The sequence below is a fragment of the Dankookia sp. GCM10030260 genome, from assembly GCF_042666655.1.
Taxonomy (GTDB): Bacteria; Pseudomonadota; Alphaproteobacteria; order Acetobacterales; family Acetobacteraceae; genus Paracraurococcus.
Genome location: NZ_JBHTDE010000004.1, coordinates 190,887 through 216,185, shown reverse-complemented (window position 1 = coordinate 216,185; position 25,299 = coordinate 190,887). Strand labels below are relative to the sequence as shown.

Annotated in this window: 26 protein-coding genes; 11 read left to right on the top strand and 15 right to left on the bottom strand. The window is 71.6% G+C overall.

All coding sequences use genetic code 11. From position 1 onward, the window contains the following. Positions 1–46: 46 nt before the first annotated feature. Together rpoN and hpf are read left to right on the top strand one after the other, a co-directional pair. Positions 47–1,531 carry an RNA polymerase factor sigma-54 gene (rpoN, locus tag ACFQS7_RS16645; RefSeq protein WP_380068228.1) on the top strand — a complete coding sequence of 495 codons (1,485 nt, stop codon included), beginning with the start codon at positions 47–49 and terminating at the stop codon, positions 1,529–1,531. Between the two features lie 122 nt (positions 1,532–1,653). Next, positions 1,654–2,286: a ribosome hibernation-promoting factor, HPF/YfiA family gene (gene hpf / locus ACFQS7_RS16640; RefSeq protein ID WP_380068227.1), complete on the top strand. Its 633-nt coding sequence runs from the start codon at positions 1,654–1,656 to the stop codon at positions 2,284–2,286. A 92-nt stretch (positions 2,287–2,378) separates the two neighbouring features. Here the strand turns inward: hpf and ACFQS7_RS16635 are convergent, their stop codons facing one another. Together ACFQS7_RS16635 and ACFQS7_RS16630 are read right to left on the bottom strand one after the other, a co-directional pair. Beyond that, a complete protein-coding gene (locus tag ACFQS7_RS16635; protein WP_380068226.1) occupies positions 2,379–2,633 on the bottom strand; it encodes a DUF1150 family protein in 255 nt (84 codons plus the stop codon). Between the two features lie 104 nt (positions 2,634–2,737). Beyond that, positions 2,738–3,232, bottom strand: coding sequence for an Hsp20 family protein (locus ACFQS7_RS16630; protein ID WP_380068225.1), 495 nt, complete (start codon positions 3,230–3,232; stop codon positions 2,738–2,740). A 122-nt stretch (positions 3,233–3,354) separates the two neighbouring features. Here ACFQS7_RS16630 and def point away from each other — a divergent pair, with 122 nt between their 5' ends. From def to truA, 3 genes are read left to right on the top strand one after another with little or no spacing between them, the layout of a single operon-like run. Further along, positions 3,355–3,894: a peptide deformylase gene (gene def, locus ACFQS7_RS16625; protein WP_380068224.1), complete on the top strand. Its 540-nt coding sequence runs from the start codon at positions 3,355–3,357 to the stop codon at positions 3,892–3,894. 5 nt (positions 3,895–3,899) lie between these two features. Then, positions 3,900–4,805 (top strand): methionyl-tRNA formyltransferase, encoded by a 906-nt coding sequence (gene fmt, locus ACFQS7_RS16620; RefSeq protein ID WP_380068223.1) that lies wholly within the window; start codon positions 3,900–3,902, stop codon positions 4,803–4,805. A gap of 58 nt (positions 4,806–4,863) precedes the next feature. Beyond that, entirely contained in the window at positions 4,864–5,625 is a 762-nt protein-coding gene (truA, locus tag ACFQS7_RS16615; RefSeq protein WP_380068222.1) for a tRNA pseudouridine(38-40) synthase TruA, read from the top strand. A gap of 209 nt (positions 5,626–5,834) precedes the next feature. On the opposite strand, the gene ACFQS7_RS16610 is transcribed toward truA, so the two are convergent. The 4 genes from ACFQS7_RS16610 to dapD form a co-directional block, all read right to left on the bottom strand. Beyond that, positions 5,835–7,121 (bottom strand): leucine-rich repeat-containing protein kinase family protein, encoded by a 1,287-nt coding sequence (locus ACFQS7_RS16610; protein ID WP_380068221.1) that lies wholly within the window; start codon positions 7,119–7,121, stop codon positions 5,835–5,837. After that, positions 7,118–7,480, bottom strand: a complete 363-nt coding sequence (locus ACFQS7_RS16605) for a hypothetical protein (protein WP_380068220.1) — start codon at positions 7,478–7,480, stop codon at positions 7,118–7,120. Before ACFQS7_RS16605 ends, ACFQS7_RS16610 begins: the two co-directional genes overlap by 4 nt. 221 nt (positions 7,481–7,701) lie before the next feature. Further along, complete coding sequence (gene dapE, locus ACFQS7_RS16600) at positions 7,702–8,838, bottom strand: succinyl-diaminopimelate desuccinylase (RefSeq protein ID WP_380068219.1); 1,137 nt, start codon at positions 8,836–8,838, stop codon at positions 7,702–7,704. 127 nt (positions 8,839–8,965) lie between these two features. After that, on the bottom strand, positions 8,966–9,805 hold the full coding sequence (dapD, locus tag ACFQS7_RS16595; protein WP_380068218.1) for a 2,3,4,5-tetrahydropyridine-2,6-dicarboxylate N-succinyltransferase: 840 nt from the start codon (positions 9,803–9,805) through the stop codon (positions 8,966–8,968). A gap of 142 nt (positions 9,806–9,947) precedes the next feature. Here dapD and ACFQS7_RS16590 point away from each other — a divergent pair, with 142 nt between their 5' ends. Together ACFQS7_RS16590 and ACFQS7_RS16585 are read left to right on the top strand one after the other, a co-directional pair. Further along, the gene (locus ACFQS7_RS16590) at positions 9,948–11,384 is read left to right on the top strand and encodes a diguanylate cyclase domain-containing protein (RefSeq protein ID WP_380068217.1); all 1,437 of its coding nucleotides are present in this window, start codon (positions 9,948–9,950) and stop codon (positions 11,382–11,384) included. Next, entirely contained in the window at positions 11,381–12,559 is a 1,179-nt protein-coding gene (locus ACFQS7_RS16585; RefSeq protein WP_380068216.1) for a DUF2336 domain-containing protein, read from the top strand. The genes ACFQS7_RS16590 and ACFQS7_RS16585 overlap by 4 nt, the downstream gene beginning before the upstream one ends. A gap of 393 nt (positions 12,560–12,952) precedes the next feature. Here ACFQS7_RS16585 and argB read toward each other — a convergent pair whose 3' ends face one another. The 7 genes from argB to rpmH all read right to left on the bottom strand — a co-directional run bounded on the left by argB (position 12,953) and on the right by rpmH (position 17,742). After that, entirely contained in the window at positions 12,953–13,837 is an 885-nt protein-coding gene (argB, locus tag ACFQS7_RS16580; RefSeq protein ID WP_380068215.1) for an acetylglutamate kinase, read from the bottom strand. A gap of 76 nt (positions 13,838–13,913) precedes the next feature. Then, positions 13,914–14,342, bottom strand: a complete 429-nt coding sequence (locus tag ACFQS7_RS16575; RefSeq protein WP_380068214.1) for a hypothetical protein — start codon at positions 14,340–14,342, stop codon at positions 13,914–13,916. A 122-nt stretch (positions 14,343–14,464) separates the two neighbouring features. Next, the gene (gene yihA, locus ACFQS7_RS16570) at positions 14,465–15,112 is read right to left on the bottom strand and encodes a ribosome biogenesis GTP-binding protein YihA/YsxC (RefSeq protein WP_380068387.1); all 648 of its coding nucleotides are present in this window, start codon (positions 15,110–15,112) and stop codon (positions 14,465–14,467) included. Positions 15,113–15,153: 41 nt separating this feature from the next. Further along, on the bottom strand, positions 15,154–16,950 hold the full coding sequence (yidC, locus tag ACFQS7_RS16565) for a membrane protein insertase YidC (protein ID WP_380068213.1): 1,797 nt from the start codon (positions 16,948–16,950) through the stop codon (positions 15,154–15,156). Positions 16,951–16,959: 9 nt separating this feature from the next. Further along, a complete protein-coding gene (gene yidD / locus ACFQS7_RS16560) occupies positions 16,960–17,217 on the bottom strand; it encodes a membrane protein insertion efficiency factor YidD (protein ID WP_380068212.1) in 258 nt (85 codons plus the stop codon). Further along, entirely contained in the window at positions 17,214–17,585 is a 372-nt protein-coding gene (gene rnpA / locus ACFQS7_RS16555; RefSeq protein ID WP_380068211.1) for a ribonuclease P protein component, read from the bottom strand. The genes yidD and rnpA overlap by 4 nt, the downstream gene beginning before the upstream one ends. A 22-nt stretch (positions 17,586–17,607) precedes the next feature. Then, complete coding sequence (gene rpmH / locus ACFQS7_RS16550; protein ID WP_380068210.1) at positions 17,608–17,742, bottom strand: 50S ribosomal protein L34; 135 nt, start codon at positions 17,740–17,742, stop codon at positions 17,608–17,610. A gap of 233 nt (positions 17,743–17,975) precedes the next feature. On the opposite strand from rpmH, the gene ACFQS7_RS16545 reads away from it, so the two are divergent. The 4 genes from ACFQS7_RS16545 to ACFQS7_RS16530 are packed head-to-tail and all read left to right on the top strand — an operon-like array spanning position 17,976 to position 22,091. Beyond that, on the top strand, positions 17,976–18,713 hold the full coding sequence (locus tag ACFQS7_RS16545; protein WP_380068209.1) for a TVP38/TMEM64 family protein: 738 nt from the start codon (positions 17,976–17,978) through the stop codon (positions 18,711–18,713). Further along, positions 18,706–20,160, top strand: coding sequence for a dihydrolipoyl dehydrogenase family protein (locus tag ACFQS7_RS16540; protein WP_380068208.1), 1,455 nt, complete (start codon positions 18,706–18,708; stop codon positions 20,158–20,160). The genes ACFQS7_RS16545 and ACFQS7_RS16540 overlap by 8 nt, the downstream gene beginning before the upstream one ends. Before the next feature lie 36 nt (positions 20,161–20,196). Then, positions 20,197–20,991 carry a 3-hydroxybutyrate dehydrogenase gene (locus ACFQS7_RS16535; RefSeq protein ID WP_380068207.1) on the top strand — a complete coding sequence of 265 codons (795 nt, stop codon included), beginning with the start codon at positions 20,197–20,199 and terminating at the stop codon, positions 20,989–20,991. After that, on the top strand, positions 20,991–22,091 hold the full coding sequence (locus ACFQS7_RS16530) for a patatin-like phospholipase family protein (RefSeq protein WP_380068206.1): 1,101 nt from the start codon (positions 20,991–20,993) through the stop codon (positions 22,089–22,091). Before ACFQS7_RS16535 ends, ACFQS7_RS16530 begins: the two co-directional genes overlap by 1 nt. A 148-nt stretch (positions 22,092–22,239) precedes the next feature. On the opposite strand, the gene rodA is transcribed toward ACFQS7_RS16530, so the two are convergent. Next, a complete protein-coding gene (rodA, locus tag ACFQS7_RS16525) occupies positions 22,240–23,394 on the bottom strand; it encodes a rod shape-determining protein RodA (protein WP_380068205.1) in 1,155 nt (384 codons plus the stop codon). Continuing rightward, positions 23,391–25,277 carry a penicillin-binding protein 2 gene (gene mrdA / locus ACFQS7_RS16520; RefSeq protein WP_380068204.1) on the bottom strand — a complete coding sequence of 629 codons (1,887 nt, stop codon included), beginning with the start codon at positions 25,275–25,277 and terminating at the stop codon, positions 23,391–23,393. Before mrdA ends, rodA begins: the two co-directional genes overlap by 4 nt. Positions 25,278–25,299 lie beyond the last annotated feature (22 nt).

The window sequence follows — 25,299 nt, the reverse complement described above, 5'->3', positions numbered from 1 at the left end:
CGCGCGGAGCGGTTGGCGTGGCAACGGCGGAGCGGGCGTCGAACACATGAGCATGGCGCCGCGCCTCGACATGCGGCAGTCGCAGTCGCTGGTGATGACGCCGCAGCTGCGGCAGGCGATCAAGCTGCTGCAGTCGAGCAACCTGGAAGTCGCCGCCTTCGTCGAGGAGGAGCTGGAGCGCAATCCGCTGCTCGAGCGCGACGAGCGCAACCTGGCCGGGCCGGATGACGGCCACCGGGTCGATCCGCTGCCCGCCGCCGCGGCCTCGCCCGACAGCCACAGCGCGGCGGTGTCGGATTCGCTGCCGCTCGATGCCGCCGGGCCGCTCGATGCCGATTGGAGCAATGTCTACGACGCCGGCGGCGGCTATGAATCGCCCTATGGCCGCGGCGGCCGCGCCGACTTCGCCGACGACCTCTCGGGCGTCGAGGACCTGGCCGCGGCCGGCAACACGCTGCGGGAACACCTGGGCGAGCAGGTCCGGCTGACCTTCCACGACGCGCGGGACCGGCTGATCGCGGCGCAGATCCTCGCCATGGTGGACGCCGCCGGCCGGCTGCCGGTCGAGGATGCGGCAATCGCGGAGGCGATGGGCTGCGCACCGGAGAAGGTGCAGGCGGTGCGCGCCCGCATGCAGCGGTTCGATCCGCCCGGCATGTTCGCCCGCAACCTGAGCGAATGCCTCGCCATCCAGCTGGCCGAGCTCAACCGGCTGGACCCGGCGATGCAAGCGCTGCTCGACAACCTGGAGCTGCTGGCGCGGCGCGACCGTGCCGGGCTGATGGCGGCCTGCGGCGTCGATGCCGAGGACCTGACCGACATGATCGCCGAGCTTCGCCGGCTAGACCCCAAGCCCGGTGCCAGCTTCGACCAGCTACCGGCCCCTGCCGTGGTGCCCGACGTCCTGATGCGCCGGGCCGAGGATGGCGGCTGGCTGCTGGAGCTGAACCCCGAGACCCTGCCCCGCGTGCTGGTCAACCGCGGCTTCTACGCCCGCTGCCAGGTCGGCAGCCGGACCCGCGACGACAAGGTCTTCCTGGCGGAAAAGCTGCAGAGCGCCAATTGGCTGCTCAAAAGCCTGGAACAGCGCGCCAGCACCATCATCAAGGTGGCGCAGGAGATCGTCCGCCGGCAGGACGGCTTCTTCCGCCACGGTGTCGAATACCTGCGGCCGCTCATCCTCCGCGACATCGCCGAGGAAGTGCAGATGCACGAGAGCACGGTCAGCCGGGTCACCGCCAACAAGTACATCGCAACGCCGCGCGGTACCTTCGAACTGAAGTATTTCTTCACCACGGCGATCGCCGGCACCCATGGCGGCGAACAGCACAGCGCCGAGGCCGTGCGCTGGCGCATCCGCGGCATGATCGCCGCGGAAGACGTCGAAGCCGTACTGTCCGACGACGCGATAGTTGAGAAATTGCGTCAGGAAGGCGTGGACATCGCCCGCCGAACGGTGGCCAAATACCGCGAGGCGTTGCGCATTCCATCGTCGGTGCAACGCAAACGGGAGAAGGCCGTCCCGGCCTGATCCTGCCGTCCGGCCCGGGTCTCCCTGGCCGGGCGGCACGCACACGGGGCGCAGGCCACCGCGCCACCCTGGGCCCTGCCGGGCGGCCCTCCCCCCAACCTGGGACAGGAGGGATTGCCCCCATGCATGTCACCGTTGCCGGCAAGCAGGTCGAGACCGGGGAAGCGCTGCAGACCCATGTCCGGGAAGGCCTGGCCTCCATCACGCAGAAATACTTCGACCATGCGCTGGAGGCGAATGTCACCTTCCGGCGCGACGTGAAGGGGAAAGGCGGCGTCTTCGCCTGCGACATCAACCTCAAGGCCGGGCGCAACCTGTTCATGCGGGCCGAGGGCGAAGGGGTGGATGCGCACCGCGCCTTCGAGGTGGCGGCGCAGCACGTGGCCAAGCGGTTGCGACGCTACCGGCGACGGGTGAACGAGCATGCCCGCAGCATGGCCGAGGCGCGGGTGCCCGACGGCACGGCGGAAGTCGAGACCGCGACGCAATATGTCCTGCAGCACGACGACGAGGCACCGGAGGCCGATGAGGCGCCTGCAGAGGCCATGGCCGACGGCAAGCGGATCGACCACAGCCTGATCGTCGCCGAGCAGGTGACCGAGATCGCCCGGCTGACGGTGGGCGAGGCGGTGATGCGGCTCGACCTCACGCACCAGACGGCGATGATGTTCCGCAACAGCGGGTCGGGCGCGCTGAACGTGGTCTATCGCCGCGCCGATGGCTGCGTCGGCTGGATCGACGCACCGGCGGCCTAGGTCAGGTGCTCGGTCGGCGCCCGCCACGCGGCAGTGCCAACCCCCAAAATTGAGGGGGCCAGGGAGGAAACCTCCTCCCTGGCCCTACCTTCTCAGTGCACCAGCGCCGGCGCCATCTCGTGCTGCAGGATGGCGGCGATCGCCATCTCGGCGTTCGGCGCGGCGCCAATCGGGGTGCCGTCCGCGGCGTGGATCGCCATGCCCTGCACGCCGTTCACCAGCACCGGCCGGATATAGGCGATCTCCTGCGCGCCGAAGCGCTGCCAGTCGGCGCCCGAAAGCTGGCGCAGCGACAGGGCGACGGTGGAGGCCTGCTGCGGGCCATTGTCATGATTGCTGCTGTTCATCTTGCATTCTCCTTCCGGCATGGCCGAAGCCCATGCGGCCTGGAGCTTCCAGGACCCTAGCGCCTTGGCGCGCGCCGGGTTCACCCGGATGCCCCGATGGTGTTTCAGCCCCGGGTCACGCGCCCTTCGACGATGGGGCGGGCGGACCCGTTAACCTTCGGGCCGGGGCTGATCCCGGACCCGTTGGCGGTCGCGCCGCCGATCGGGATGGTCTTCACCCGGACCTCCGGCTGCGGCCGGCGCAGGTCGACATGCAGCAGGCCGTTGTCGAGCCAGGCACCTTCCACGTCGATGCCCTCGGCAAGGACGAAGGCGCGCTGGAACTGCCGGGCGGCGATGCCGCGATGCAGGAAGATCCGGCCGTCCGAGTCATCCTTCTGCCGGCCGCGGATGACCAGCTGGTTATCCTCCTGCGTGATCTGCAGGTCCTCCATCGCGAAACCGGCGACGGCCAGGGTGATGCGCAGCCGGTTGTCGCCGGTCTGCTCGATATTGTAGGGCGGATAGCCGTCGGCATTCTTGGCGACCCGGTCGAGCATCTGCTCGAGATGGTCGAAGCCGAGGAACAGGGGCGATCCGAAGACCGATGGGCGGGACATTGTAGCCTCCTCACGGGAGCGAAGCGGTGGGCCGGGCCCGAAGCACCCGGTCTCGGATGGGAATGTCGTCAGCCTGGCAGGCCGTTGCAAGGGGGTCCGGCGGGGGCTACTCCCGGGCGATCATGCCCGACGACGATCTTCACAACGATCCCCTGGCCATCCTCCTGGTGCCCGACCCGCGGCTGCGCGCCAAGGCGAAGCCGGTCGGCCCCGCCGATGCCGATACCGTCCGGGCGCTCGCGCCGCGGATGCTGGACGCCATGTACAAGGCGCCCGGCATCGGCCTGGCGGCGCCGCAGGTGGGCTCTCTGCTGCGGCTCTTCGTGGTCGACATCCAGAAGGGCGACAAGCCCGACCCGATGGTCCTGGTGAATCCCGAGATCGTCGCGGTCAGCGAGGAACTGGCCGAGCGCGAGGAAGGCTGCCTTTCCCTGCCCGGGCAATATGCCGACGTGACCCGGCCCGCGCGCGTCAAGCTGCGCTACCACGACCTCACCGGCGCGAAGCGGGAGATCGAGGCGGACGGGCTGCTGGCGACCTGCCTGCAGCATGAATACGACCACCTGGATGGCGTGCTGTTCGTCGACCACATCAGCACGCTGAAGCGCAACATGCTGCTGCGCAAGCTGGCCAAGGACCTGAAGCACAAGGCGCGGGAGTAGCCGGGATGCGGCTCGCCTTCATGGGCAGCCCGGACTTCGCGGTCCCGGCCCTCAAGGCGCTGCACGCGGCGGGGCACGAGATCGCCGCGGTCTATTGCCAGCCGCCGCGGCCGGCCGGGCGCGGGCAGAAGGAAACGCCCTGCCCCGTTCACAAGGCCGCACTCGCGCTGGGCCTGGAGGTGCGCGCTCCGGCGCGGGTGCGGAAGGACGCGGCAGAGCATGCCGCCTTCGCCGCGTTCGGGCTCGATGCCGCCATCGTCGCCGCCTATGGGCTGATCCTGCCGCAGGCCATGCTGGATGCGCCGCGGCTGGGGTGCCTGAACATCCATGCCTCGCTGCTGCCGCGCTGGCGCGGCGCGGCGCCGATCCAGGCGGCGATCCTGGCCGGCGATGCGACAAGCGGCGTCACCATCATGCAGATGGAGGCAGGCCTCGACACCGGCCCGATGCTGCTGAAGGGCACGGTGCCGATCGGCCCGCGCACCACCACGCCCGAGTTGCACGACGCGCTGGCCGCAATCGGCGCCGACCTCATCCTGCGGGTGCTGGCCGCGCCGTCCGCGCCGCTGCCGCAGCCCGAGGCCGGCGTGACCTATGCCGCCAAGCTCACCAAGGCGGACGGCGTGCTGGACTGGGCGCAGGATGCCGCGGCGCTCGATCGCCGGGTGCGGGCGCTGAACCCCTGGCCGGGTACCTTCTTCGGCCATGCCGGGGAACAGGTCCGCGTCCTGGCGGCCGAGCCGGCGCCCGGGGCCGGGCCACCCGGCACCGTGCTGGACGAGGCGGCGACCATCGCCTGCGGGTCGGGCGCGTTGCGCCTGCTGCGTCTGCAGCGTCCTAGCCGTGGCCCGCTGCCGGCGGCGGATTTCCTGCGGGGGTTCCCGCTGCTCCCCGGCACCGTCCTGGGCTGATGCAGGCCCGCCGGTTCACGCCTCCGCGCCTGCGGGCGCAGCGGCGCTCGGAGGTCAGATGCCGCTCTATGCCCTGACCCTGGAATACGACGGCGGCCCCTTCGTCGGCTGGCAGCGGCAGGAGAACGGGATTTCGGTCCAGCAGGTGCTGGAGGACGCCGCGGCCAGGCTGAACGGCGGGGTGGTGCCGACCTCCGTCGCCGCCGGACGGACCGATGCCGGGGTCCATGCCGAGGGCCAGGTGGCGCAGGTCGAGATCGACCGCGACCTGCCGCCCGACCGGCTGCGGGAGGCGTTGAATTTCCACACCAAGCCATACCCGGTGGCGGTGGTGACCGCCGCGCGGGCACCGGAAGGCTGGAATGCCCGCTTCTCGGCGATCCACCGGGGCTACCGCTACCGCATCCTCAACCGGCGGGCCCGGCCGGCGCTGGCGGAGGGCCGGGTCTGGCACGTGCCGCAGCGGCTGGATACGGCGGCGATGCATGCGGCGGCACAGGGGCTGCTGGGACGGCATGATTTCTCCGCCTTCCGCGCCGCCGCGTGCCAGGCAAAGAGCGCGCTGCGGACCCTGGACCGGCTGGATGTCAGCCGGCAGGGCGACGAGGTGGTGATCGTGGCGGAGGCGCGCAGCTTTCTGCACCACCAGATCCGCAACCTGGCGGGCACCCTGCTGGAGGTTGGCCAGGGCAAGCGTGGCGTGGACTGGCCGCGGCGGGTGCTGGACGGGGCGGACCGGACCCGGGCGGGGCAGACGGCGCCGGCGGAGGGGCTTTGCTTCAGCTTCGTGCGCTATGCGCAGGAGCCGGACTGGGTCTAGGTCGAGGTCCGAGACGTCTTTGTTTCTCATTCATCGCGGGAGCCTGGCACTCGCCGCGCGACGGGTGCCAACGCAGAAGGTGCCCAAGGTGGGGTTGGCGGTGGCGATGCTTCCTCCTTCCCAATCTTGCCTGTCAGCCTGGCTGACCGAACAAGCGTCCCGGTCGGAAAGCAGGCGGCATGCACCGGACCGGGATCATGCGATCCGCGCTATGCGGGCAGCATTGCGAGGGCCTCCGCAAGGAGCGGCCGGGCCGCCACCGCCGGCTGCACGCAGGCCCGCTCCACCGCCCGGGCTGCCGCCGGCAAGGGTTCGTCGCAGCGGTCCAGCAGCTCGCCCAGCAGCAGGCCCCAGGCGCGCACCTCCAGCCTTTGCAGCGTCATGCCCATGGCCCCGGACGGCAGGCAGGCTGCGGCGCCGAGGTCGCTGAGCACCGCCGCCCCCGCCGCGCCGTCCCAGAGCACGTTATGGGCATAGAGGTCGCCATGCAGCAGTGCCTGGGCATGCAGATGCGCCGCCGCCGCGCCGATGCCCCGGGCGATGCGCAGCGCGACGGCCGGCGCCAGCCGCAGCGCCGGGTCGTAGATATCGCGGCTGCAGCTCTCCAGGCTGGGCGGGCCGGCGAGGGGCCGCCAATCCGGCGGCAGCAGCGGCATCACCAGCCCCTGCAGCGCCTCCGGGTGCCCCGCCAGCCGGCCTAGCGCGCCGACCAGATGCGGATGCGCGCCGGCGGCGAGGCAGGCGGCCATCTCGCGCTCCGGCAGGCCATCGCTGGTCATGCTGCCTTTGAAAAGCTTGAGCGCGACCGGGCGGCCCGCCCAGGACGCGGCATGGATGCGGCCCGAGGCCCCCTCCCCCAGCAGCGCGCCCGGGGTCAGGGCGGACCAGTCCACCAGCGGGCCGGCCGGGGCCGGCCCGGCGTCCTCGCAGGGGTTGCCCGCCATGGCCAGCCAGGCGAGCCGGGGCAGATCGGCGAGCCAGGGCGGCAGGGACTCGAATCGGTTGGCGGCGATGCGCAGCAGTTCGAGCCTGCCGGCGCCGGCCAGCCCCGGCGGCAGCCGCTCCAGCCGGTTGCCGGAGAGCATCAGCTTCTGCAGCGCCGGGCGCTCTCCCACTGCCGGCGGCAGCGCGGTCAGGTGGTTGTCGGTCAGGGTCAGCCAGCGCAGCCCCGGCGCCAGGGCCTCGGCCGGGACCTCCACGAGCGCACTTCCGCGGCAGCCGACCTGGCCGAGCGCCGGGCAATCCCCCAGCACCGGCGGCAGCCGCCCGAAGCGGTTGCCGGAGCCGAAGAAAACCCGCAGCCGGCGGCAGCGGGCCAGGCCGGGCGGCAGCGCCTCCAGCGCATTGCCGCTGAGGTCGAGCAATTCGAGGCTCTCGGCGAGGCCGAGAATCTCGGCCGGGACTTCCCGCAGGCCGAGGCCGGCCAGGCGCAGCACCCGGGTGCCGGCGAGGTCGCCGCGGCGCAGCGCGGCCAGGGTGGCTTCGGCCGCGGTCACCCGGCCGAAAGCCGCCCCACCAGCCCGCCGATGAAGATGCCCAGCAGCAGGTCCAGCACCACGAACATCACTGCCGCCCCCCCGGCCAGCCGGAGCGCCGACTTGGCCACGAACCACTCCAGCCACAGCGCATAACCCAGCGCCGCCAGCCCCAACCCCTGGGCGACCGAATCCGGCAGGCCGAGGGCGGCCGGCACGGTGAGGGCGATCAGCACCAGGTACTGCACCACATTGGCCCAGTTCCATGCGGCAATGAAGCGCGGCCACTCGGCCTTGCGTCCCTGCATCTCCGCCAGCGGCAGGGAGGCCAGGGCGAAGCCCGCCCAGGCCGCCGCATAGCCGATGAGCTCGGCCGTCATGCCGCGCGCGAAGCCCGCCTCCGGCATCCCGACGCCGGCCCAGGCCAGCAGCTTGAGCGCGAGGAAGCCCGGCAGGCAGAGCGCCGCCGCCCAGAAGCTGCGGGCGACGCCCTCCGGCGAGGCCTCGACCAGCAGCAGCCCGTCCGGCTTGCCCTGGGCCAGGCGGAAGGCGCCGCGCAGCCCGGCGGCGATGCTGCCGCGGGGGGTCGGCGGGGATCCGCTCAGGCGAAGGCCTCCTCGAGCACCATCCGGTACAGCGCGGCCAGCTCCCTCAGTTCCGCCACCGGGGCCGCCTCATCCACCTTGTGCATGGTGGAGCCCACCGCGCCGAGCTCCGCCACCGGGCAGAACCGCGCGATGAAGCGGGCGTCCGAGGTCCCGCCGCCGGTATCCAGCGCCGGCTCGGCGCCGGTCGCCCGCACCACGGCGCGGCGCAGCGCGTCGACGAAGGGGCCTGGCTGGGTCAGGAAGCTCTCGCCGGAGCAATCGACCCGCATCTCGTAGCGCGCCTCCTCGGCCCGCAGCGCGGCATGCAGGTGTTCCGTCAAGGACGCGCTGGTGTGCAGGTCGTTGAAGCGGATGTTCAGCATCGCCCGGGCCTCGCCGGGGATGACGTTGTTGGCGGCGTTGCCGACGTCGAAGCCGGTGACCTGCAGGGTTGTCGCCTCGAAGAACTGGCTGCCCTGGTCGATCGGCTGGGCGGTCAGCCGGTGCAGCACGCGGACCAGCCGGTGGATCGGGTTGTCGGCCCGCTGCGGATAGGCGCTGTGACCCTGGGTGCCGAACAGGGTGATGTAGGCCGTCATGCTGCCGCGGCGGCCGACCTTGATCAGGTCGCCGAGCGCTGCGCGGGAGGTCGGCTCGCCGACCAGCGCCATGTCGGGGATCTCGCCCCGCGCGGCCAGCCAGTCGAGCACCTTGGTGGTGCCGTCCTTGGCCGGCCCCTCCTCGTCGCCGGTGATCAGCAGGCTGATGCTGCCGGGCGCATGCGGATTGGCGGCCAGGTAGTCGGTCAGCCCGGCGACGAAGGCGCTGATGCCGCCCTTCATGTCGCAGGCGCCGCGGCCATAGAGCACGCCGTCCTTGACCACCGCGTCGAAGGGGCCATCGGTCCAGGCCTCGGCCGGGCCGGTCGGCACCACGTCGGTATGGCCGGCATAGCAGAAATGCGGGCCTTCGGTGCCGCGGCGGGCATAGAGGTTGGGCGTCTCGCCGAAGGTCAGCCGGTGGCAGGTGAAGCCCAGCGCCGCCAGCGCCGCTTCCAGCACGCCGAGTGCCCCGGCATCGGCCGGGGTCACGCTCGGGCAGCGGATCAGCGCCTGGGCCAGCGGCACCGGGTCGGTCGGGGTGTTCTTCATTGCTGGACGGTGCGCTTCACGCTCCGCTCCTCACTTCGTTCCGGGGCTCCGCGAGCGCACCGTCGTTGGGCGGTGCGCTTCACGCTCCGCTCCTCACTTCGTTCCGGAGTTCCGCGAGCGCACCGCATCAATCGCGCAGCAGCTCGTTGATGCTGGTCTTGGCCCGGGTCTGCGCGTCCACCCGCTTGACGATCACCGCGCAATAGAGGCTCGGCCCCGGCGTGCCGTCCGGCAGCGGCTTGCCCGGCAGGCTGCCCGGCACCACCACCGAATAGGACGGCACCCGGCCCATGTAGACCTGGCCGGTCGCGCGATCGATGATCTTGGTGGAGGCGCCGAGGAAGACGCCCATCGACAGCACCGCGCCACGCTCGACCACGACGCCCTCGGCTACCTCGGACCGGGCACCGACGAAGCAGTCGTCCTCGATGATCACCGGATTGGCCTGCAGCGGCTCCAGCACCCCGCCGATGCCGACGCCGCCGGAGATATGCACGTTCTTGCCGATCTGCGCGCAGGACCCGACCGTCGCCCAAGTATCCACCATGGTGTTGCGGTCCACATGGGCGCCGAGGTTCACGAAGGACGGCATCAGCACCACGCCGGGCGCGATATAGGCCGAGCGCCGCACCACGGCGCCCGGCACGGCGCGGAAACCGGCCTCCTTGAAGCGGTTCGGACCCCAATCGGCGAATTTCAGCGGCACCTTGTCGTAGGCGCCGGTGCCGACCTCCATCGGCGCCGAATCGGTCAACCGGAAGGACAGCAGCACCGCCTGCTTCAGCCACTGGTTCACCCGCCACTCGCCGGGCGCGCCGAGCGGCTCGGCGACCCGCGCCTTGCCGGAATCGAGCGCCTCCAGCGCCGCCTCGACCACCGCGCGGTCGTCACCGCCGGTGGCGGAGGAGAGCGTGTCGCGCCGCTCCCACAGGGCTTCGATGCGCGATTGCAGGCTGCTGGCGTCCATGGTCGTTGTCCCGCGGCGAGATCCGGCGCGCCGGAGGCCCGGCGCGGAAGCGGCGGACCATGCCGACGCCGACACGCGCCTGTCAACGCGCCGCGGCCCTGCCGATAACGCGTCCTTCATCCGATCCGACGATCCTTCGCCCATGCTCCCCACGGACCCCATGGCAGAACAGGCCTGCGCCGGCGGCGCCCCCATCGGCGGCGTGCCGAACGCATCGCCCGATCCCGGGCTTTGCGGGGCGCTGCTCGATTCGCGGCAGCGCTGGCGGGACTTCGCCACCCTGGCCGCCGACCTGGTCTTCGAAACCGACGCCGCCGGCCGCTTCAGCTTCGTCGCGCCCGACGCCCCGCTCGGCTGGGCGGCGGACGCCCTGCTCGGCCGTCCGGGCCAGGAACTGCTGGCGGTGCCGGAACCCGACCCCTTCCTCCTGCACGGCCCGGCGCGCGGCCTGCGCGCCTGGCTGCGACGGCCGGATGGCGGCAGCGCCTGCCTCAGCCTCGACCTCGCCCCGCTGCACGATTCCGCCGGCCGGTTCGTCGGGTTGCGCGGCTGCGGCCGCGACATCACCGCCGAGATGGCCGAGGCCGCCACCCAGGCCGCGGCGCTGCGCCGGGCGGAGGCGCTGCAGGGCCTGGTCAGCCGGGTGCGGCGGGAAGTGCTGGCGCCGCGCATGCTGACCGCGACGCTCGAAGCCCTGCAGTCCGCGCTCGGCTGCGGCGGCGCCGCGGTGCTGGAATGGCCGGAGGGCGGCGTGCCCGAGGTCACCCACCGGCGCGGGGCGGACCCGGCCGCGCTGCTGGCGGGGCTGGCGCCCCACCTCGGCAGCCGCGGCCCCGCCTTCCTCGACGGGCCGGGCGGTGAGGCCCTGGCCCTGGTCACGCAGGCCGCGCCGGGCGGGCCGCAGCAGGCGCTGCTGGCCTGGCGCGAGGCCGGGCAGCGCGCCTTCGACGCAGATGACCGCCACATGCTGGTGGCGCTGTCCGACCTGCTCTTCGTCGTGCTCGGCAACCAGGCGCTGCAGCACCGGCTGGAACGCCAGGCGCGGACCGATGCGCTGACCGGCCTGCTGAACCGCCGCGCCTTCCTCGAGGACCTCGCCCGCCGGCTGCGCCGCCAGGCCATGGACCCGGCACGGGCCGGGCTGGCGGAAGGCGCGCTGGTCTTCCTCGACCTCGACAACCTGAAGCCGATCAACGACCGCCTGGGGCACGAGGCCGGCGATGCCGCGCTGATCGCGGTCGCCCAGCTGCTGCGGGACTCGGTTCGCCCGACCGACATGGCGGCAAGGCTCGGCGGCGACGAATTCGCCCTGTGGCTCGAGGCGGCGGATGCCGAGGCCGCGGCGGTGCGGGCCACCGCGCTCTGCGCCGGCGCCGCGCGGATCGACGGCGGGCTGCGCGACGGCACGCCGCCGATCACCTTCAGCATGGGCTGTGCCATCCGCCAGCCAAGCCCCGCGGAATCCCCGGAAGCCCTGCTCGCCCGCGCCGACGCCGCGATGTACGAAGCCAAGCGTGGGGGGCGGAACCGCTGGATCCTGGCGGCGCCCGATGACGTGCCGCGGCGTCTCGCCTCGTGAGGCCCGCCCCCTCCTACGACGCGGCGAAGCGCATCGTCGCCGAGGGCACCGAGGCGGAGCGTATCGCGCTCGCCTCCCGCCCCGATGCGGCGCCGGAGATCCTCTATTTCCTCGCCGCCGACGGCAAGCTGACGGTGCGTGCGGCGGTCGCCGCCAATGCGGCGACGCCGGCCCAGGCGGACAGCATGCTGGCCGGCGACGGCGACCCGCGGGTGCGCGCCGTCGTCGGCCGCAAGCTGGCGCCACGCGCGCCGGTCCTGGCCGGGGCGAAGGACCGGCTGCAGACCCTGGCCTGGAGCACGCTGTGCGAGCTCGCGGCGGATGCCGCGGTCATGGTGCGCGCGGTGATCGCCGAGGAATTGCAGGCGATGCCCGACGCGCCGCGCGACCTGATCCTGCGCCTGGCGCGGGACGCGGCGATGGAGGTCGCTGCCCCGGTCATCCGCTTCTCGCCTTTGCTGACCGAGGACGACCTGCTCGCCCTGATCGCGGCGCCGCCGGTGCCGGAGACGGTGACCGCGGTCGCCCGCCGGCCGCTGCTCAGCGAACGGCTGTCGGATGCGGTGGTGGCCCGGGCCGACAACGGCGCGGTCGCGGCGCTGCTGGCGAACGACAGCGCCTCGATCCGGGAGAAGACACTCGACACCCTGATCGCCGTGGCGGCGACGCACCAGCACTGGCAGGAAACCCTGGTACGCCGCGCCGGCCTGCCGCCGCAGGCGACGCTCGCCCTGGCCGCGGTGGTCGCCGACCATCTGCTGGAACCGCTGGCGGCACGCACCGACCTCGACCCGACCTTGGCCCGGGTGTTGCGGGCGCGGGTCGATCTGCGGCTGGACCGCCGCGCCGGGGCTGCGCTGCCGCCTGAGCTGGCCTTCGAGGATGCGGGACTGCGCGGTGACACGCTGGCCATGTTGCGGCTGCTGGCGGAGCATACCGGCGTGCCGGCCCGGGCAGTCGAACATGCGGCGCAGTTGCGCAGCGGCAAGGCGCTGGTCAGCCTCTGCTGGAAGGCCGGCTTCCCGGCGCGCTGTGCGCTGCCGGCGCAGGGCGTGCTGGGCCGGATCGCGCCCGCCGCCGTGATGCCGCTATCGCCCGGCGAGGGCTGGCCGCTGACCGAGGCCGAGATGCGCTGGCAGATCGAGTTGCTGGCCGAGCCGGTGGAGGCGCGGTAGCGCGCAAAGAGGGGGGGAGCGTAGAGACCGGCCCAGATGAGCCGAAATAGGGCTGATTGATCGTATGGCTCCGCCTCGTCGTCACGGCCGCTTGCCGGCACGTAGCCGGCGGCTCCTGCTGGATTGTTTTGCAGGCGGCGGTATGGCCCGAGGCGCAGCCGAACCGGACGGCTGCCATCGGCACAGGGCGATGCCGTTCCACCACACGCTGCGCGAGGCCATCGCCGCCCGGCCTGCAGGGCAGTGGTCGTCGGCCGGCTCCAGCGCGCGGGGAAGGCCCACACCCCGATGGGCGCCGGTACCTGCCGGCCAGGCCGGTCGGCATCATCCGCGACCGGGTCCGGCCTGGGAACAAAGTGGGGGCCTGGGGAGGAAGCTTCCGCCCCAGCCGTGTTACGGTTTGATCAGAGTCCCCGCCCCGCCATCGGTGAACAGCTCGCGCAGCACCGCATGCGGTACCCGGCCGTCGAGGATGACCGCGCCCTTCACCCCGCGCTCGATGGCGTAGATGCAGGTCTCGACCTTCGGGATCATGCCGGCATTGATCCAGCCCTCGGCGATGCCGGCCTTGACCTGCGCCACCGTCATCTCCGGGATGAAGACGCCGTCCGGGCCCTTCACGCCGGCGACGTCGGTCAGCACCAGCAGGCGTTCCGCCCCCAGCGCGCCGGCGATCGCGCCGGCCACCGTATCGGCATTGATGTTGTAGGTCTGGCCGTCGCCGCCGACGCCGACAGGCGCGATCACCGGCACGATGTCGGCGCCGATCATCAGCTGCAGCACCTTGGTGTTGATCGCCTCCGGCTCGCCGACGAAGCCGAGGTCGAGAACCTGCTCGAGGTTCGAGCCCGGGTCGCGCACGGTGCGCGTCACGCGGCGGGCGCGCACCAGGCCGCCATCCTTGCCGGAAATGCCGACCGCCATGGCGCCAGCGCGGGTGATCGCCTCGGCCACCTGCTTGTTCACCGGGCCGGCGAGAACCATCTCAACCACGTCGAGCATCGCCTCGTCCGTCACGCGCAGGCCCTGGACGAAGGTGGACTGCACGTTCAGCCGCTTGAGCATGGCGTTGATCTGCGGCCCACCGCCATGGACCACCACCGGATTGACGCCGACCTGTTCCAGCAGCGCGATGTCGCGGCCGAACCGCAGCGCGGTCTCCTCCTCGCCCATGGCGTGGCCGCCATACTTCACCACGACGATCTGGTCGTCGTAGCGCTTCAGGAAGGGCAGCGCGCCGGCGAGGATCTTCATCGGGTCGGGCGTGGCGTCGGTCATCGGCCGGTGTTCCGGAATGCTGGCGCCCCGCTGTAAAGCAGTTTGCCGCGGGGGCAAACCTCCCGACGCGGCTGCGTCAGTGGATCTCCACCCGCAGCGTGTAGGCCGCCCCGCCGCGTGTCGAGCCGACCACGACCAGGTAGCGGCCGCTGCGCGGCAGCCGGCCGGACCAGGCGCTCGCATCCTGGCCCTCGCCCGCGCCGGGCAGGGTCTCGCCGGTGATGTCGCCCATCGGATCCTCCGCCGGCAGGACGGCGCCGGGCAGCCAGATCTGCACCGCGGCATTCTGCTCGACCGCCGTCACCCGGAGCCGCAGGGTCTGCCCGGCCCGGGCGCCAAGCGCGTAGATCGCCCTCCCGCCCCGCTCGATGCCGCCCGAGACCTCGCCGGACGAGGTGCCGGGGGCGAAGCGGATCGGGGTGACGGCGGGCTCGGCCGCGGCCGGCCCGGCCAAGGCGAGGCCGGCGAGGAGAAGTCCGACCAGGCCAAGGCGATGTCGGCTCACGGAAGACCTCCGGTTGCTCCGGCCGTCGGGCGGCCGGCTGATGTCAGGGCGATGCGAGCCCCAGGGGACGCTGGACCCGTGGCACCGGCACGCGTCGCCCGGTCCCCTTCGCACCCCACGGCTCAGAGCGCGAGGGCCGTCAGCTCCGCCCGCAATTCCGGGATCCCGGACCCGGTCTCGGCGCTCGTCACGATCACCAGCGGGTGGCCGGCGGTATAGCTGCGGGCCAGCGTCTCGGCCTCCCGCGTCCGCTGCTCGAGCCACCAGGGTTTGGCGTCGTCGGCCTTGGTCAGGACGATCTGGAACGACACCGCGGCGTCGCTCAGCAGCTTCATCGCCATGCGGTCGGAGGCCTTGGTCTCGATCCGCGCATCCAGCAGCAGGATCACCCGGCGCAGGGTCGGGCGGCCGCGCAGGAAGTCGAACATCAGCCCCTGCCAGTCCTCCTTCACGCTCTTCGACGCCTGGGCGTAGCCATAGCCCGGCATGTCCACCAGGGTCAGCCGGTCACCGAGGTTGAAGAAGTTCAGCTGCTTGGTCCGGCCCGGCGTGTTGGACACCCGGGCCAGCGCCTTCTGCCCGGTGAGGGCATTGACCAGGCTGGACTTGCCGACGTTGGAGCGGCCGCAGAAGGCGATCTCCGGCCCGCCCACCGGCGGCAGCTGGTCGATCTTCTGCGAGGCGTAGAAGAAGGTGCAGGGCTGCGCGAACAGCACCCGCCCGGCCTCGATCAGCGCCGCGCGGTCCTCGGGCGTCTTCGCCTCGGACAGGCCGCCTGCGGGGAGGTGCGGCGGCAGGTACGGGAGGGTGATCACCCCTTCTTCGGCTTCGCCGCAGCCGGCAGGGCAGCAGCGACCGCAGCACTGTTCGACTTCGACACCGTGGCGCTGCGCTGGATGTACCACTGCTGGGCGATCGACAGCAGGTTGTTCCAGGACCAGTAGATCACCAGCCCGGCCGGGAAGCTGGCCAGCATGAAGGTGAAGATGATCGGCATGTACTGGAACAGCTTGGCCTGGATCGGGTCGGGCGGCGCCGGGTTCAGCTTCTGCTGCAGGAACATGGTCACGCCCATGATGAGCGCCCAGACCGGCATGTGCAGGTAGTGCGACAGCTCCGTCGGGTCGAAGGGCAGCAGGCCAAAGAGGTTGAAAAGATTGGTCGGGTCGGGTGCCGACAGGTCGCGGATCCAGCCGAAGAAGGGCGCGTGCCGCATCTCGATGGTGACGAACAGCACCTTGTAGAGCGCGAAGAAGACCGGGATCTGGATCAGGATCGGCAGGCAGCCGGAGGCCGGGTTGATCTTCTCGGTCCGGTACAGCGCCATCATCTCGGCCTGCGCCTTGGCCGGGTCGTCCTTATAGCGTTCCTTGATCTCGGACATCTTCGGCCCGAGCACCTTCATCTTCCCCATCGACTTGTAGGCCTTGCTGGCCAGCGGGAAGAAGGCGGCCTTAAGCGCCAGGGTGAAGATCAGGATGGCGACGCCGAAGTTGCCGACCAGCGTGAAGATCCAGTCGATAGCGTAGAAGAACGGCTTGGTCAGGAAGTAGAACCAGCCGAAGTCGATCGCCTTGTCGAAATCCGGGATGCCCAGTCGGTCGCGGTAGCTGTCCAGCAGCCGCACCTCCTTGGCGCCGGTGAACAGCCGCAGGGCCTGGCCGGCGCCGGTCGTGCCGGGCGCGACGGTGGATGGCGCCGGCTGGGCGAAATCGACCTGCCAGCGGTCCTGCCCAGCTTCCGGGATCGCCCGGTAGGTTGCCCGGAAGCGCGCCGCCTGGTCGACCGGGGCCAGCGCCGTCAGCCAGTACTTGTCGGTGAAGCCGGCCCAGCCGCCGGCAGCCTCCTGCTCGAACGCCACGCCGCCGCGCTTGGCGCCTTCCGACTTGGCGTTGGCATAGGTCTCCTCGCGCAGCCGGCCGTCGAGCACGCCGACGAAGCCCTCGTGCAGGATGTAGAAGCCCTGGGTCGGCGGGGTGTATTCGCGGCGGATACGGGCCCAGGGCAGCAGCTGCGCCGCATCCGCGCCGGTGTTCTTCACCCGCTGGTCGGCGGTGAGCATGTAGTTCTCGTCGAGCGAGAGCCCGATCTCGAAGACCTGGCCCTGGCCGTTGTCCCAGCGCAGCGTCACCGGCTTGCCGGGGGCCAGCGCCTCGCCATCGGCGGTCCAGTCTGTGTCGTTGCCGGGCACCGGGGTGCGGCCATCGGCCGCGGTCCAGCCCCATTGCCCGTAATAGGGCGCGGCGCCCTCGCGCGGCGCCAGCAGGCGCACCAGCGGAGAGCTCCGGTCCACCGTCTCATGGTAGTCCTTCAGCACCACGTCATCGAGCCGCGCGCCGCGCAGGCTGAGCGTGCCCTGCATGCGCGGGCCGTCGACCGGGATCCGGGCGCCGGGGACGCGCGGCGCGCCGGCGGCGGGCGAGGCATCGGTCGGCGCGCCGAGCGGGCCGACCGGCCCCGGCGCCGGGGCCGGCTGTTGCACCTGGGCCTGCTGCTCGGCCGCCTGCTGGGCCCGCTGCGCCTCGCGCGCAGGACGGTTCAGCAGGTCGAAGGTGAGCAGGATGCCGATCGAGATGGCGATCGCCGCGAGGAGGCGCTTCTGGTCCATGGAACGGGGTCAGCCTTTCGGGACGGGCTGGAAATGTCCGGCATCCCGCGCGGGGACGGGGTCCACGCCGCCGGGGTGCCAGGGGTTGCAGCGCAGGATACGGCGGCCGGCGAGCCAGGTGCCGCGCAGGGCACCGTGGGTCTCCAGCGCCTCCAGCGCATAGTGGCTGCAGCTGGGATGAAAGCGGCAATGCGCCCCGATGAAAGGGCGGAGCGTCCATTGATAGGCGATGACGGCGCCGCGCAGGGCCTGGGCCGGTGCGCTCATGCCGGCGGGTCCACATGAGGTGCGCCAGGCTCGGGCACGCCTGCCTGGCGCAGCGCGCCGCGCAGGTCGCCGAGCAGCTTCTGCCAGTCCCGCGCGCCGGTGGCGTCGCGGGCGACCAGGACCAGGTCCCAGCCTTCCGGCGGGGCCGCGCCCAGCATGAGCCGCGCCGCTTCCCGCAGCCGGCGCTTGGCACGGTTGCGGGCGACGGCGTTGCCGATCTTCTTGGTCGCGGTAAAACCGAGCCGCAGCCCACCTGCCGGTTGCGGCATGGCCTGGAGCACCAGGCCCGGCCGCGCGGCCTTCCGGCCCCGACTGGCGACCTTGAGGAATTCGCCGCGCCGGGTCAGCCGAGTCAGGCGTCCCGGCATGGCAAGCCCCGCCCCGCCCGGTTCAGGCGCTGAGCTTGGCGCGGCCCTTGGTGCGGCGGTTGGCCAGGATCTTGCGGCCGCCCACCGTCGACATCCGGTGCCGGAACCCGTGCCGGCGCTTCCGGACGAGCTTGGAGGGCTGGTAGGTACGCTTCACGGGTGTGGTCTCCGTCAGGATAGGCGCCGGCGCGGCGCCCGTGGGATGGTCCCGGGACGCGCTGCAACGACGGCCGGCGGCCCTTCCGTGTGGGCCCCGGCGAAGGGGCGCACCTATAGGGAGGCGGGGGGGGCTTCGTCAATCGTGCTCATCAATCGTCGCCATGGCCCGCTGGCGCGAAACCCGCCGCTGGCGTAGGGCGGGCGGAGACCGCGACGAGACCGCAACACCACATGACCGAGCATACCCCCACGAGGCCCGGCTGGACCAGGCTCTGGCCCCTGGCGCTGATCCTCGGCGCGCTGGTCCTGGCCTATGCGCTCGGCCTGCAGCGCAGCCTGTCCTTCGAGGCTTTGGCGGCGCACCGGGCAGCGCTGGCTGGGTTCGTCGCCGCACATCCGGTCGCGGCCCCCCTGCTCTACATGCTCGCCTATGTCGCGGTCGTCGCCTTCTCGCTGCCCGGCGGGGCGGTGATGACCCTGGCGGGCGGCTTCCTGTTCGGGCCCTGGCTCGGCACCGCGGCGGCAGTGGTCGGCGCGACGCTGGGGGCCTGCGCGCTGTTCCTCGCCGCCCGCCATGCGCTGGCCGAGACGCTGGCGCGGCGCGCCGGGCCGCTGCTGGGCAAGCTGCGGGCGGGGCTGGAGCGCGACGGGTTCTGGTACCTGCTCTCGCTGCGGCTGCTGCCGGTGGTGCCCTTCTGGCTGCTCAACCTGGCCCCGGCGCTGGCCGGGATGCGGCTGGCGCCCTATGCGGCGGCGACCTTCCTTGGGATCATCCCGGGCACCGCGGTCTTCGCCGGGATCGGCGCCGGGCTGGGCCAGGTCTTCGATGCCGGCGGGCGGCCGGACCTTTCCATCATCTTCTCGCCGGGCATCCTGCTGCCGCTGCTCGGCCTCGCCGCCCTGTCGCTGGCCGGTGCCTGGTGGCGCGGAAGATCGCGGCGCAGCAAGGGGGAATCGCGGGATGCCTGACTTCGACGTGGTGGTGATCGGTGCCGGCGCCGCCGGGCTTTCGGTGGCCGCCATCGGCGCCGGCCTCGGCCTGAAGGTCGCGCTGATCGAGCGCGGGAAGATGGGCGGCGACTGCCTGAACTACGGCTGCGTGCCGTCGAAGGCGATGCTGGCGGCGGGGCACGCGGCTGCCGAGGCCCGCGCCGCCGGCCGCTTCGGCATCCGGCTGCCACCGCCCGAGATCGACTGGGCCGGGGTCCGCGCCCATGTCCAGGGCGCCATCGCCCGGATCGCGCCGAACGACAGCGCGGCGCGCTACCGCGGCATGGGGGTCGAGGTGATCGAGGCCTCGGCTCATTTCACCGCGCCGGACGAGATCGAGGCCGGCGGCCGGCGGCTGACCTTCCGCCGCGCGGTGATCGCCGCCGGCAGCAGCGCGGTGATCCCCGACCTGCCGGGGTTGGACGGCGTGCCCTGGCTGACCAACGAGATGCTGTTCGACCTGGAGGAGCCGCCCGGCCACCTGCTGATCCTTGGCGGCGGGCCGATCGGGGTGGAGATGGCGCAGGCGCATGCCCGGCTCGGCTGCCTGGTGACAGTGATCGAATCGGCGCCGCGCATCCTCGCGCGGGAGGACGAGGAGCTGGCCGAGGGCGTCCGCGCTGCCCTGCTGGCCGATGGCGTAGCCCTGGCGGAGGGGCAGCCGGTGTCCCGGCTGGAGCAATTGGCGCCCGACAGCCCCGTCGCCACCGCCGGCGTCGTCGCCGTGCTGGCCGACGGCACGCGGATCGAGGGCACCCACCTGCTGCTGGCGGTCGGCCGGGCGCCGCGGCTGGCCGGGCTGGACCTCACCGCCGGCAATGTCGCTGCCGGACCGCGCGGCGTGAAGACCGGGGCGAACCTGCGGTCCGTTTCCAACAAGCGGGTCTGGGCGGTGGGCGACATCGCCGACCCTGACGGGATCGGCCCGCGCGCCTTCACCCATGTCGCCGGCCAGCATGCCGGCATCCTGGTGCGGTCGATGCTGTTCCGCCTGCCGGGGACGAAGCTGGACTACGCGGCCCTGCCCCGCGTCACCTATACCGACCCGGAGATCGCCCAGGTCGGGATGACCGAGGCCGAGGCGCGCGCGGCGGGGCATGACGACCTGCGGCTCCACCGCTGGCCGCTGGCGGAGAACGACCGCGCCATCGCCGAGGGCCGGCCGGAAGGCCTGGTCAAGCTGGTGGTCACATCCAAGGGCCGGTTGCTCGGTGCCGGCATCCTGGCGCCGCGGGCGGGCGAGATGGCCGGGCTGTACGGGCTGATGATCGGCCGCAAGCTGCCGCTATCGGCGTTGGCCGGGATGGCGCTGCCCTATCCGACGCTGTCCGAGGGCGGCAAGCGCGCCGCGGGCGAATTCTACACACCGAAATTATTGTCGCCCTTCACGAAGCGGCTTATCGGCTTGCTCAAACGCCTGCCCTGAGCCTTCATGCCGCACCTGCGAAGGAGCCGCCCACCCATGGACAAGACCCTCACCGGCCGGACCGCCCTGGTCACCGGCAGCACCAGCGGCATCGGCCTCGGCATCGCCCAGTTGTTCGCCGAGGCCGGGGCGAAGGTCATGCTGAACGGCTTCGGCAAGCCGGAGGAGATCGCCCGCGCCCGCGCCGAGGTGGGTGCCGCGATGGGCGTGGCGGAGGCCCCCTATTCCGCCGCCGACCTGTCGAAGGCCGACGCGGTGAAGCAGATGATCGCCGAGGCCGAGGCGGCGCTCGGGTCGGTCGACATCCTGGTGAACAATGCCGGGATCCAGTTCGTCGCGCCGATCGACGAATTCCCCGACGCCAGGTTCGAGGCGATCATGGCGATCAACTTCGCCTCCAACTGGTATGCCATCAAGGCGGCGCTGCCGGGCATGAAGGCGCGCAACTGGGGCCGCATCATCAACGTCGCCTCGGCGCACGGGCTGGTCGCCTCGCCCAACAAGTCGGCCTATGTCTCGGCCAAGCATGCGGTCGTGGGCCTGACCAAGACGGTGGCGATCGAGGTCGCGCAGACGCCGATCACCTGCAACGCCATCTGCCCCGGCTTCGTCCGCACCCCGCTGGCCGAGGCGCAGCTGCCGGCCCTGGCCAAACAGTACGGCGTCTCGGAAGAGGTGGCGCTGAAGCAGCATCTGCTGGAGCACCAGCCGTCCAAGCGCTGGATCGAGGTCGATGAGGTGGCGCAGATGGCGCTGTACCTGTGCGGCCCCGGCAGCGGCGGCGTGACCGGCGCGGCGCTGTCCATCGACGGTGGCTGGCTGGCGAATTGATGACCGACAAGCAGGGCGGCGGCCCGGTGGCCGCCGCCGCGCATGACCAGGGCCTGGCCCAGCCGGCGGTGGCGAAGCCCATCGCCACCAAGCGGCTGAACCTCGCCTTGCAGGGCGGCGGGACGCATGGCGCCTTCACCTGGGGTGCGCTCGACCGGCTGCTGGAGGACGAGCGGATCGTCTTCGACGGCGTCTCCGGGACCTCCGCCGGCGGCATCAACGCGGCGATCTTCGTCCAGGGCCTGGCCGAGGGCGGCCGCGAGGGCGCCAGATCGGCGCTCGACCGGATGTGGCGCGACGTGGCCGGGCGGCTGGCGATGAGCCCCTTGCAGAACACCCCGCTGGAGAAGGCGCTCTGGGGCTACGACCTGACCCATTCCTTCGCCTACCAGACCTTCGAGACGCTGACCCGCGTCATGTCGCCCTACCAGCTCAACCCCTTCATGGCGGAGTTCAACCCGCTGCGGCAGGTGATCGCCGACAACCTCGACGAGGCGCGGCTGAAGCGCGACCCGAAGGCGATCCGGCTGTTCATCAGCGCCACCAACGTGCGCACCGGCAAGCCGCGGGTGTTCAGCCGGACCGAGGTGACGACCGACGTCATCCTCGCCTCCGCCTGCCTGCCCAACGTGTTCAAGGCGGTGGAGATCGACGGGGAGGCCTATTGGGACGGCGGCTACCTGGGCAACCCGGCGATCTGGCCGCTGTACTACGAGCGCGGCGCGCCCGACATCCTGCTGGTGCAGATCAACGCCATCATGCGGAACGAGGTGCCGCAGACGCCGTCCGACATCATGAACCGGCTGAACGAGATCAGCTTCAATGCGTCCCTGATGGCGGAGATGCGGGCGATCGACTTCGTCCAGCGGCTGCTGGATGGCGGCCGGCTGGAACAGCCGCGCTACCGCCGCATCTTCCTGCATTGCGTCGAGGACGAGGAGCGGATGCGGAAGTTCAAGCTGTCGACCAAGCTGAACGGCGATTGGGAATTCCTGCAGACCATCCGCCGCTATGGCTGGGAAGCCGCGGACAAGTTCCTGGCCGAGCATTTCGACACCATCGGGCGGGAGAGCACGCTGGATATCCAGCGGTACCTTTGAGAGGCAGGTAAGGTTGGGGAGGGAAAAGTATTCCCTCCCCAAGCCCCACCCTTCCTTTCTGTGAGTCTGGCATTCGCCGCGCGGCGAATGCCAGACTCACAGAAATAGATGAGGGGGTCTGGGGGAGAATACCTTCTCCCCCCAGCCTTCACTCCCTGGCCGGCCCGAATTCCGCATCCCGGTGCACATGCACCGAGATCAGCAACCCGAACCCCAGCATCGTCGTCAGCATCGCCGACCCGCCATGCGAGATCAGCGGCAGCGGCACCCCGCCCACCGGGATGGCCCCCGTCACCATGGCGATGTTGACGAAGACATAGAGGAAGATGTTGGTCCCCAGCCCGACCGCCAGCAGCCGGCCGAACTGGTGCCGGCAGCGGAAGGCGACCAGGTAGCAGAACAGCACCACCAGGCTCAGCAGCCCGAGCGTCCCCAGCGCGCCGACCAGGCCGAATTCCTCGGCGATCATGGTGAAGATGAAGTCGGTCTGCTTCTCCGGCAGGAAATTCAGGTGGCCCTGCGTGCCCTGCAGGAAGCCCTTGCCCCACATCCCGCCCGACCCGAGGGCGATCTTCGACTGGATGATGTTGTAGCCGGCGCCGAGCGGGTCGCTCTCGGGGTCGAGGAAGGTGGTGATCCGCGCCTTCTGGTAGTCCCGCAGGTGGTCGTAGGCGATCGGCGCCGCGGTGCCGACGGCCGCCAGGATCAGCGCGAATTTCCACAACCGGACGCCGGCGGCGAAGAAGATCGCGCCGCCGATCATCGCGGTGATCAGCCCGGTGCCGAGGTTCGGCTGCTTCAGGATCAGGCCGACGGGGACCAGCACCATGATCGCCGGCGGGATCAGGAACAGCAGGTTGCCGACCCGCTCCCAGCTCGCCCGCTGGAACCAGGCGGCCAGGCCCAGTGCCAGCATGATCTTCATCAGCTCCGATGGCTGCAATTGCAGCGGGCCGATATCGATCCAGCGCTGCGCCCCCTTGCCGACATTGCCGTGCAGCAGCACCAGCACCAGCAGCAGGACACCCAGCGCGTAGCCGACCCAGGCGAAGCGGGCGATCAGGCGGATGTCGACCACCGCGATCGACAGCATCAGCACCAGGCCGAAGCCGAAGCGCAGCGCATGCTTGGCGGCATAGGCATCCGGCCCGTTGCCGGCGGAATAGAGCGCGACATAGCCGACGGCCGCCACCGCGCTCAGCAGCAGCACGAAGAGCCAGGGGATGCGCCAGAATTTCTGCAGCAGCCCGTCGCCGCGGTCCCGCGTCAGCAGCCGGCGCTCGAAGGGGGCGGTGCCGCTCATCGTAGCGCCTCGGCGACCTTCTGGCCGGGGGCGACGGGCGGCGCCGGCGGGGTGCGGAAGCGGTTGAACACCTCGACCAGCGCGTCGCGGGCCAGCGGCGCCGCGGCGCCGGAGCCGCTGACCCCGTGCTCCACCACCACGCTGAGGGCGTAGAGCGGGTTGTCGTAAGGGGCGAAGGCGACGAAGAGCGCATGCGGCCGCCATTCCCGCGGCTGGTTCTCCGCCTTGTAGCCGCGCTCGCGCTGCTCCCGGCTCACCCGCCGCACCTGGACCGAGCCGGTCTTGCCCGCCATGACGCCGATATTGCCGGGCAGGCGGCTGGCAAGCGCGGTGCCGCCCGGCTCGTTCACCACCGCCCACATGCCGTCCCGCACCAGTTTCAGGTCGCGCTCGGGAATGCCGAGGCTCGGCCAGTCCTCCGCCCGGCCGCCGCGCACCGGCTTCCCGCCGAGGCTGCGGGTCAAATGCGGCTGCACCGCCCGCCCGGTCGCCAGCCTTGCCGCCATGGTCGCCAAGGCCAGTGGAGTGAGCTGATAGAAGCCCTGGCCGATGCCGTGCACGACGGTGTCGCCGAGGTTCCACGGCTTGCCCTGCGCCTGCCGCCAGGCCCGCGTCGGCACGAGGCCCTTCTTCGTGCCCGGCAGCTCGATCTCGAGGTCGACGCCAAGGCCGAAGCGGTTGGCCATGGCGGCGATGCGGTCGATGCCGGTACGCTTGGCGACCTCATAGAAGTAGACGTCGCAGGACAGCTTCAGCCCGGTGCGCATGTCGAGACTGCCATGGCCGCGCTTCTGCCAGCAATGGAAGCGGGTATCGCCGAGGTCGAGATGGCCGGGGCAGAAGACCCGGTCGCCCGGCGTCACCACCTTCGCCTCCAGGCCAGCCAGTGCCACGATCATCTTGAAGGTCGAGCCCGGCGCATAGAGCCCGTTGGTCGCCTTGTTGATCAGCGGCGTCGCCCGGTTGCGGGTCCATTCGCGCCATTGCGTATTCGACACCCCGGCATTGAAGACGTTGGGGTCGAAGGAGGGCTGCGAGGCCATCGCCAGAAGCTCGCCGTTGCGCGCGTCCAGCACGACGATGCTGGTGCCCTCCCCGATCTTGCCGCGCAGCGTCTTCTGCAGCTCGGCATCGACCGAGATCTGCACGTCCTGGCCGGGCTGGCCCTCGCGCCGGTCGAGCTCACGGATCACCCGGCCGACCACATTGACCTCCAGCTGCACCGCGCCGGCGCGGCCGCGCAGCGGCAGCTCATGGAAGCGCTCGATCCCGGCCCGGCCGACCCGGATGCCGGGCAGCTCCAGCAGCGGGTCGCCGTCCATGTCGCGCTCGGCCGGCGGGGCGACATAGCCGACGATGTGCGAGAGGTGCTCGGTCTCGGGGTACAGCCGTGTGGTGCCGACATCGATCAGTATGCCGGGCAGGTCGGGGGCATTGACCTCGATCCTGGCCATCTCCTCCCAGGTCAGGAATTCGCGGACGATGACGGGGACGAAGCGGCGGCGGCGGCGCACCTCGCGCTCGATCCGCGCCTTCTCGTGGTCCTGCAGCGGCACGATGCGGGAGAAGGTCTCGATGCTGGCGCCGACATCCTGGGTCTGCTCGGCGACCAGCAGGGCGCGCCAGTTCAGCTTGTTGCCGGCGACCACGCGGCCCTGGCGGTCCAGCACCTGGCCGCGCGGCGGCGGCAGCAGACGGGCGGACAGCCGGTTCTCCTCGGCCAGCGTCCGGTAGCGCTCGCCCTCCTCGGATTGCAACCGGTACAGCCGGCTGCCGAGGAAGCCGAACAGCGCCAGCTGGCCGATGCCGAGTGCCAGCGCCCGGCGGGTGAAGACGCCGCGGCGCTGCTCCTCCTCCTTCCGCACGCCCTTGCCCAGACTCATGGCACGCGCCCCGCGCGACAGC

Coding starts and splice junctions, on each gene's coding strand:
- rpoN (WP_380068228.1), top strand. CDS start 47: ATGAGCATGGCGCCGCGCCTCGACATGCGGCAGTCGCAGTCGCTGGTG.
- hpf (WP_380068227.1), top strand. CDS start 1,654: ATGCATGTCACCGTTGCCGGCAAGCAGGTCGAGACCGGGGAAGCGCTG.
- ACFQS7_RS16635 (WP_380068226.1), bottom strand. CDS start 2,633: ATGAACAGCAGCAATCATGACAATGGCCCGCAGCAGGCCTCCACCGTC.
- ACFQS7_RS16630 (WP_380068225.1), bottom strand. CDS start 3,232: ATGTCCCGCCCATCGGTCTTCGGATCGCCCCTGTTCCTCGGCTTCGAC.
- def (WP_380068224.1), top strand. CDS start 3,355: ATGCCCGACGACGATCTTCACAACGATCCCCTGGCCATCCTCCTGGTG.
- fmt (WP_380068223.1), top strand. CDS start 3,900: ATGCGGCTCGCCTTCATGGGCAGCCCGGACTTCGCGGTCCCGGCCCTC.
- truA (WP_380068222.1), top strand. CDS start 4,864: ATGCCGCTCTATGCCCTGACCCTGGAATACGACGGCGGCCCCTTCGTC.
- ACFQS7_RS16605 (WP_380068220.1), bottom strand. CDS start 7,480: ATGACGGCCGAGCTCATCGGCTATGCGGCGGCCTGGGCGGGCTTCGCC.
- dapE (WP_380068219.1), bottom strand. CDS start 8,838: ATGAAGAACACCCCGACCGACCCGGTGCCGCTGGCCCAGGCGCTGATC.
- dapD (WP_380068218.1), bottom strand. CDS start 9,805: ATGGACGCCAGCAGCCTGCAATCGCGCATCGAAGCCCTGTGGGAGCGG.
- ACFQS7_RS16590 (WP_380068217.1), top strand. CDS start 9,948: ATGCTCCCCACGGACCCCATGGCAGAACAGGCCTGCGCCGGCGGCGCC.
- argB (WP_380068215.1), bottom strand. CDS start 13,837: ATGACCGACGCCACGCCCGACCCGATGAAGATCCTCGCCGGCGCGCTG.
- yidC (WP_380068213.1), bottom strand. CDS start 16,950: ATGGACCAGAAGCGCCTCCTCGCGGCGATCGCCATCTCGATCGGCATC.
- yidD (WP_380068212.1), bottom strand. CDS start 17,217: ATGAGCGCACCGGCCCAGGCCCTGCGCGGCGCCGTCATCGCCTATCAA.
- rnpA (WP_380068211.1), bottom strand. CDS start 17,585: ATGCCGGGACGCCTGACTCGGCTGACCCGGCGCGGCGAATTCCTCAAG.
- ACFQS7_RS16545 (WP_380068209.1), top strand. CDS start 17,976: ATGACCGAGCATACCCCCACGAGGCCCGGCTGGACCAGGCTCTGGCCC.
- ACFQS7_RS16540 (WP_380068208.1), top strand. CDS start 18,706: ATGCCTGACTTCGACGTGGTGGTGATCGGTGCCGGCGCCGCCGGGCTT.
- ACFQS7_RS16535 (WP_380068207.1), top strand. CDS start 20,197: ATGGACAAGACCCTCACCGGCCGGACCGCCCTGGTCACCGGCAGCACC.
- ACFQS7_RS16530 (WP_380068206.1), top strand. CDS start 20,991: ATGACCGACAAGCAGGGCGGCGGCCCGGTGGCCGCCGCCGCGCATGAC.
- rodA (WP_380068205.1), bottom strand. CDS start 23,394: ATGAGCGGCACCGCCCCCTTCGAGCGCCGGCTGCTGACGCGGGACCGC.
- mrdA (WP_380068204.1), bottom strand. CDS start 25,277: ATGAGTCTGGGCAAGGGCGTGCGGAAGGAGGAGGAGCAGCGCCGCGGC.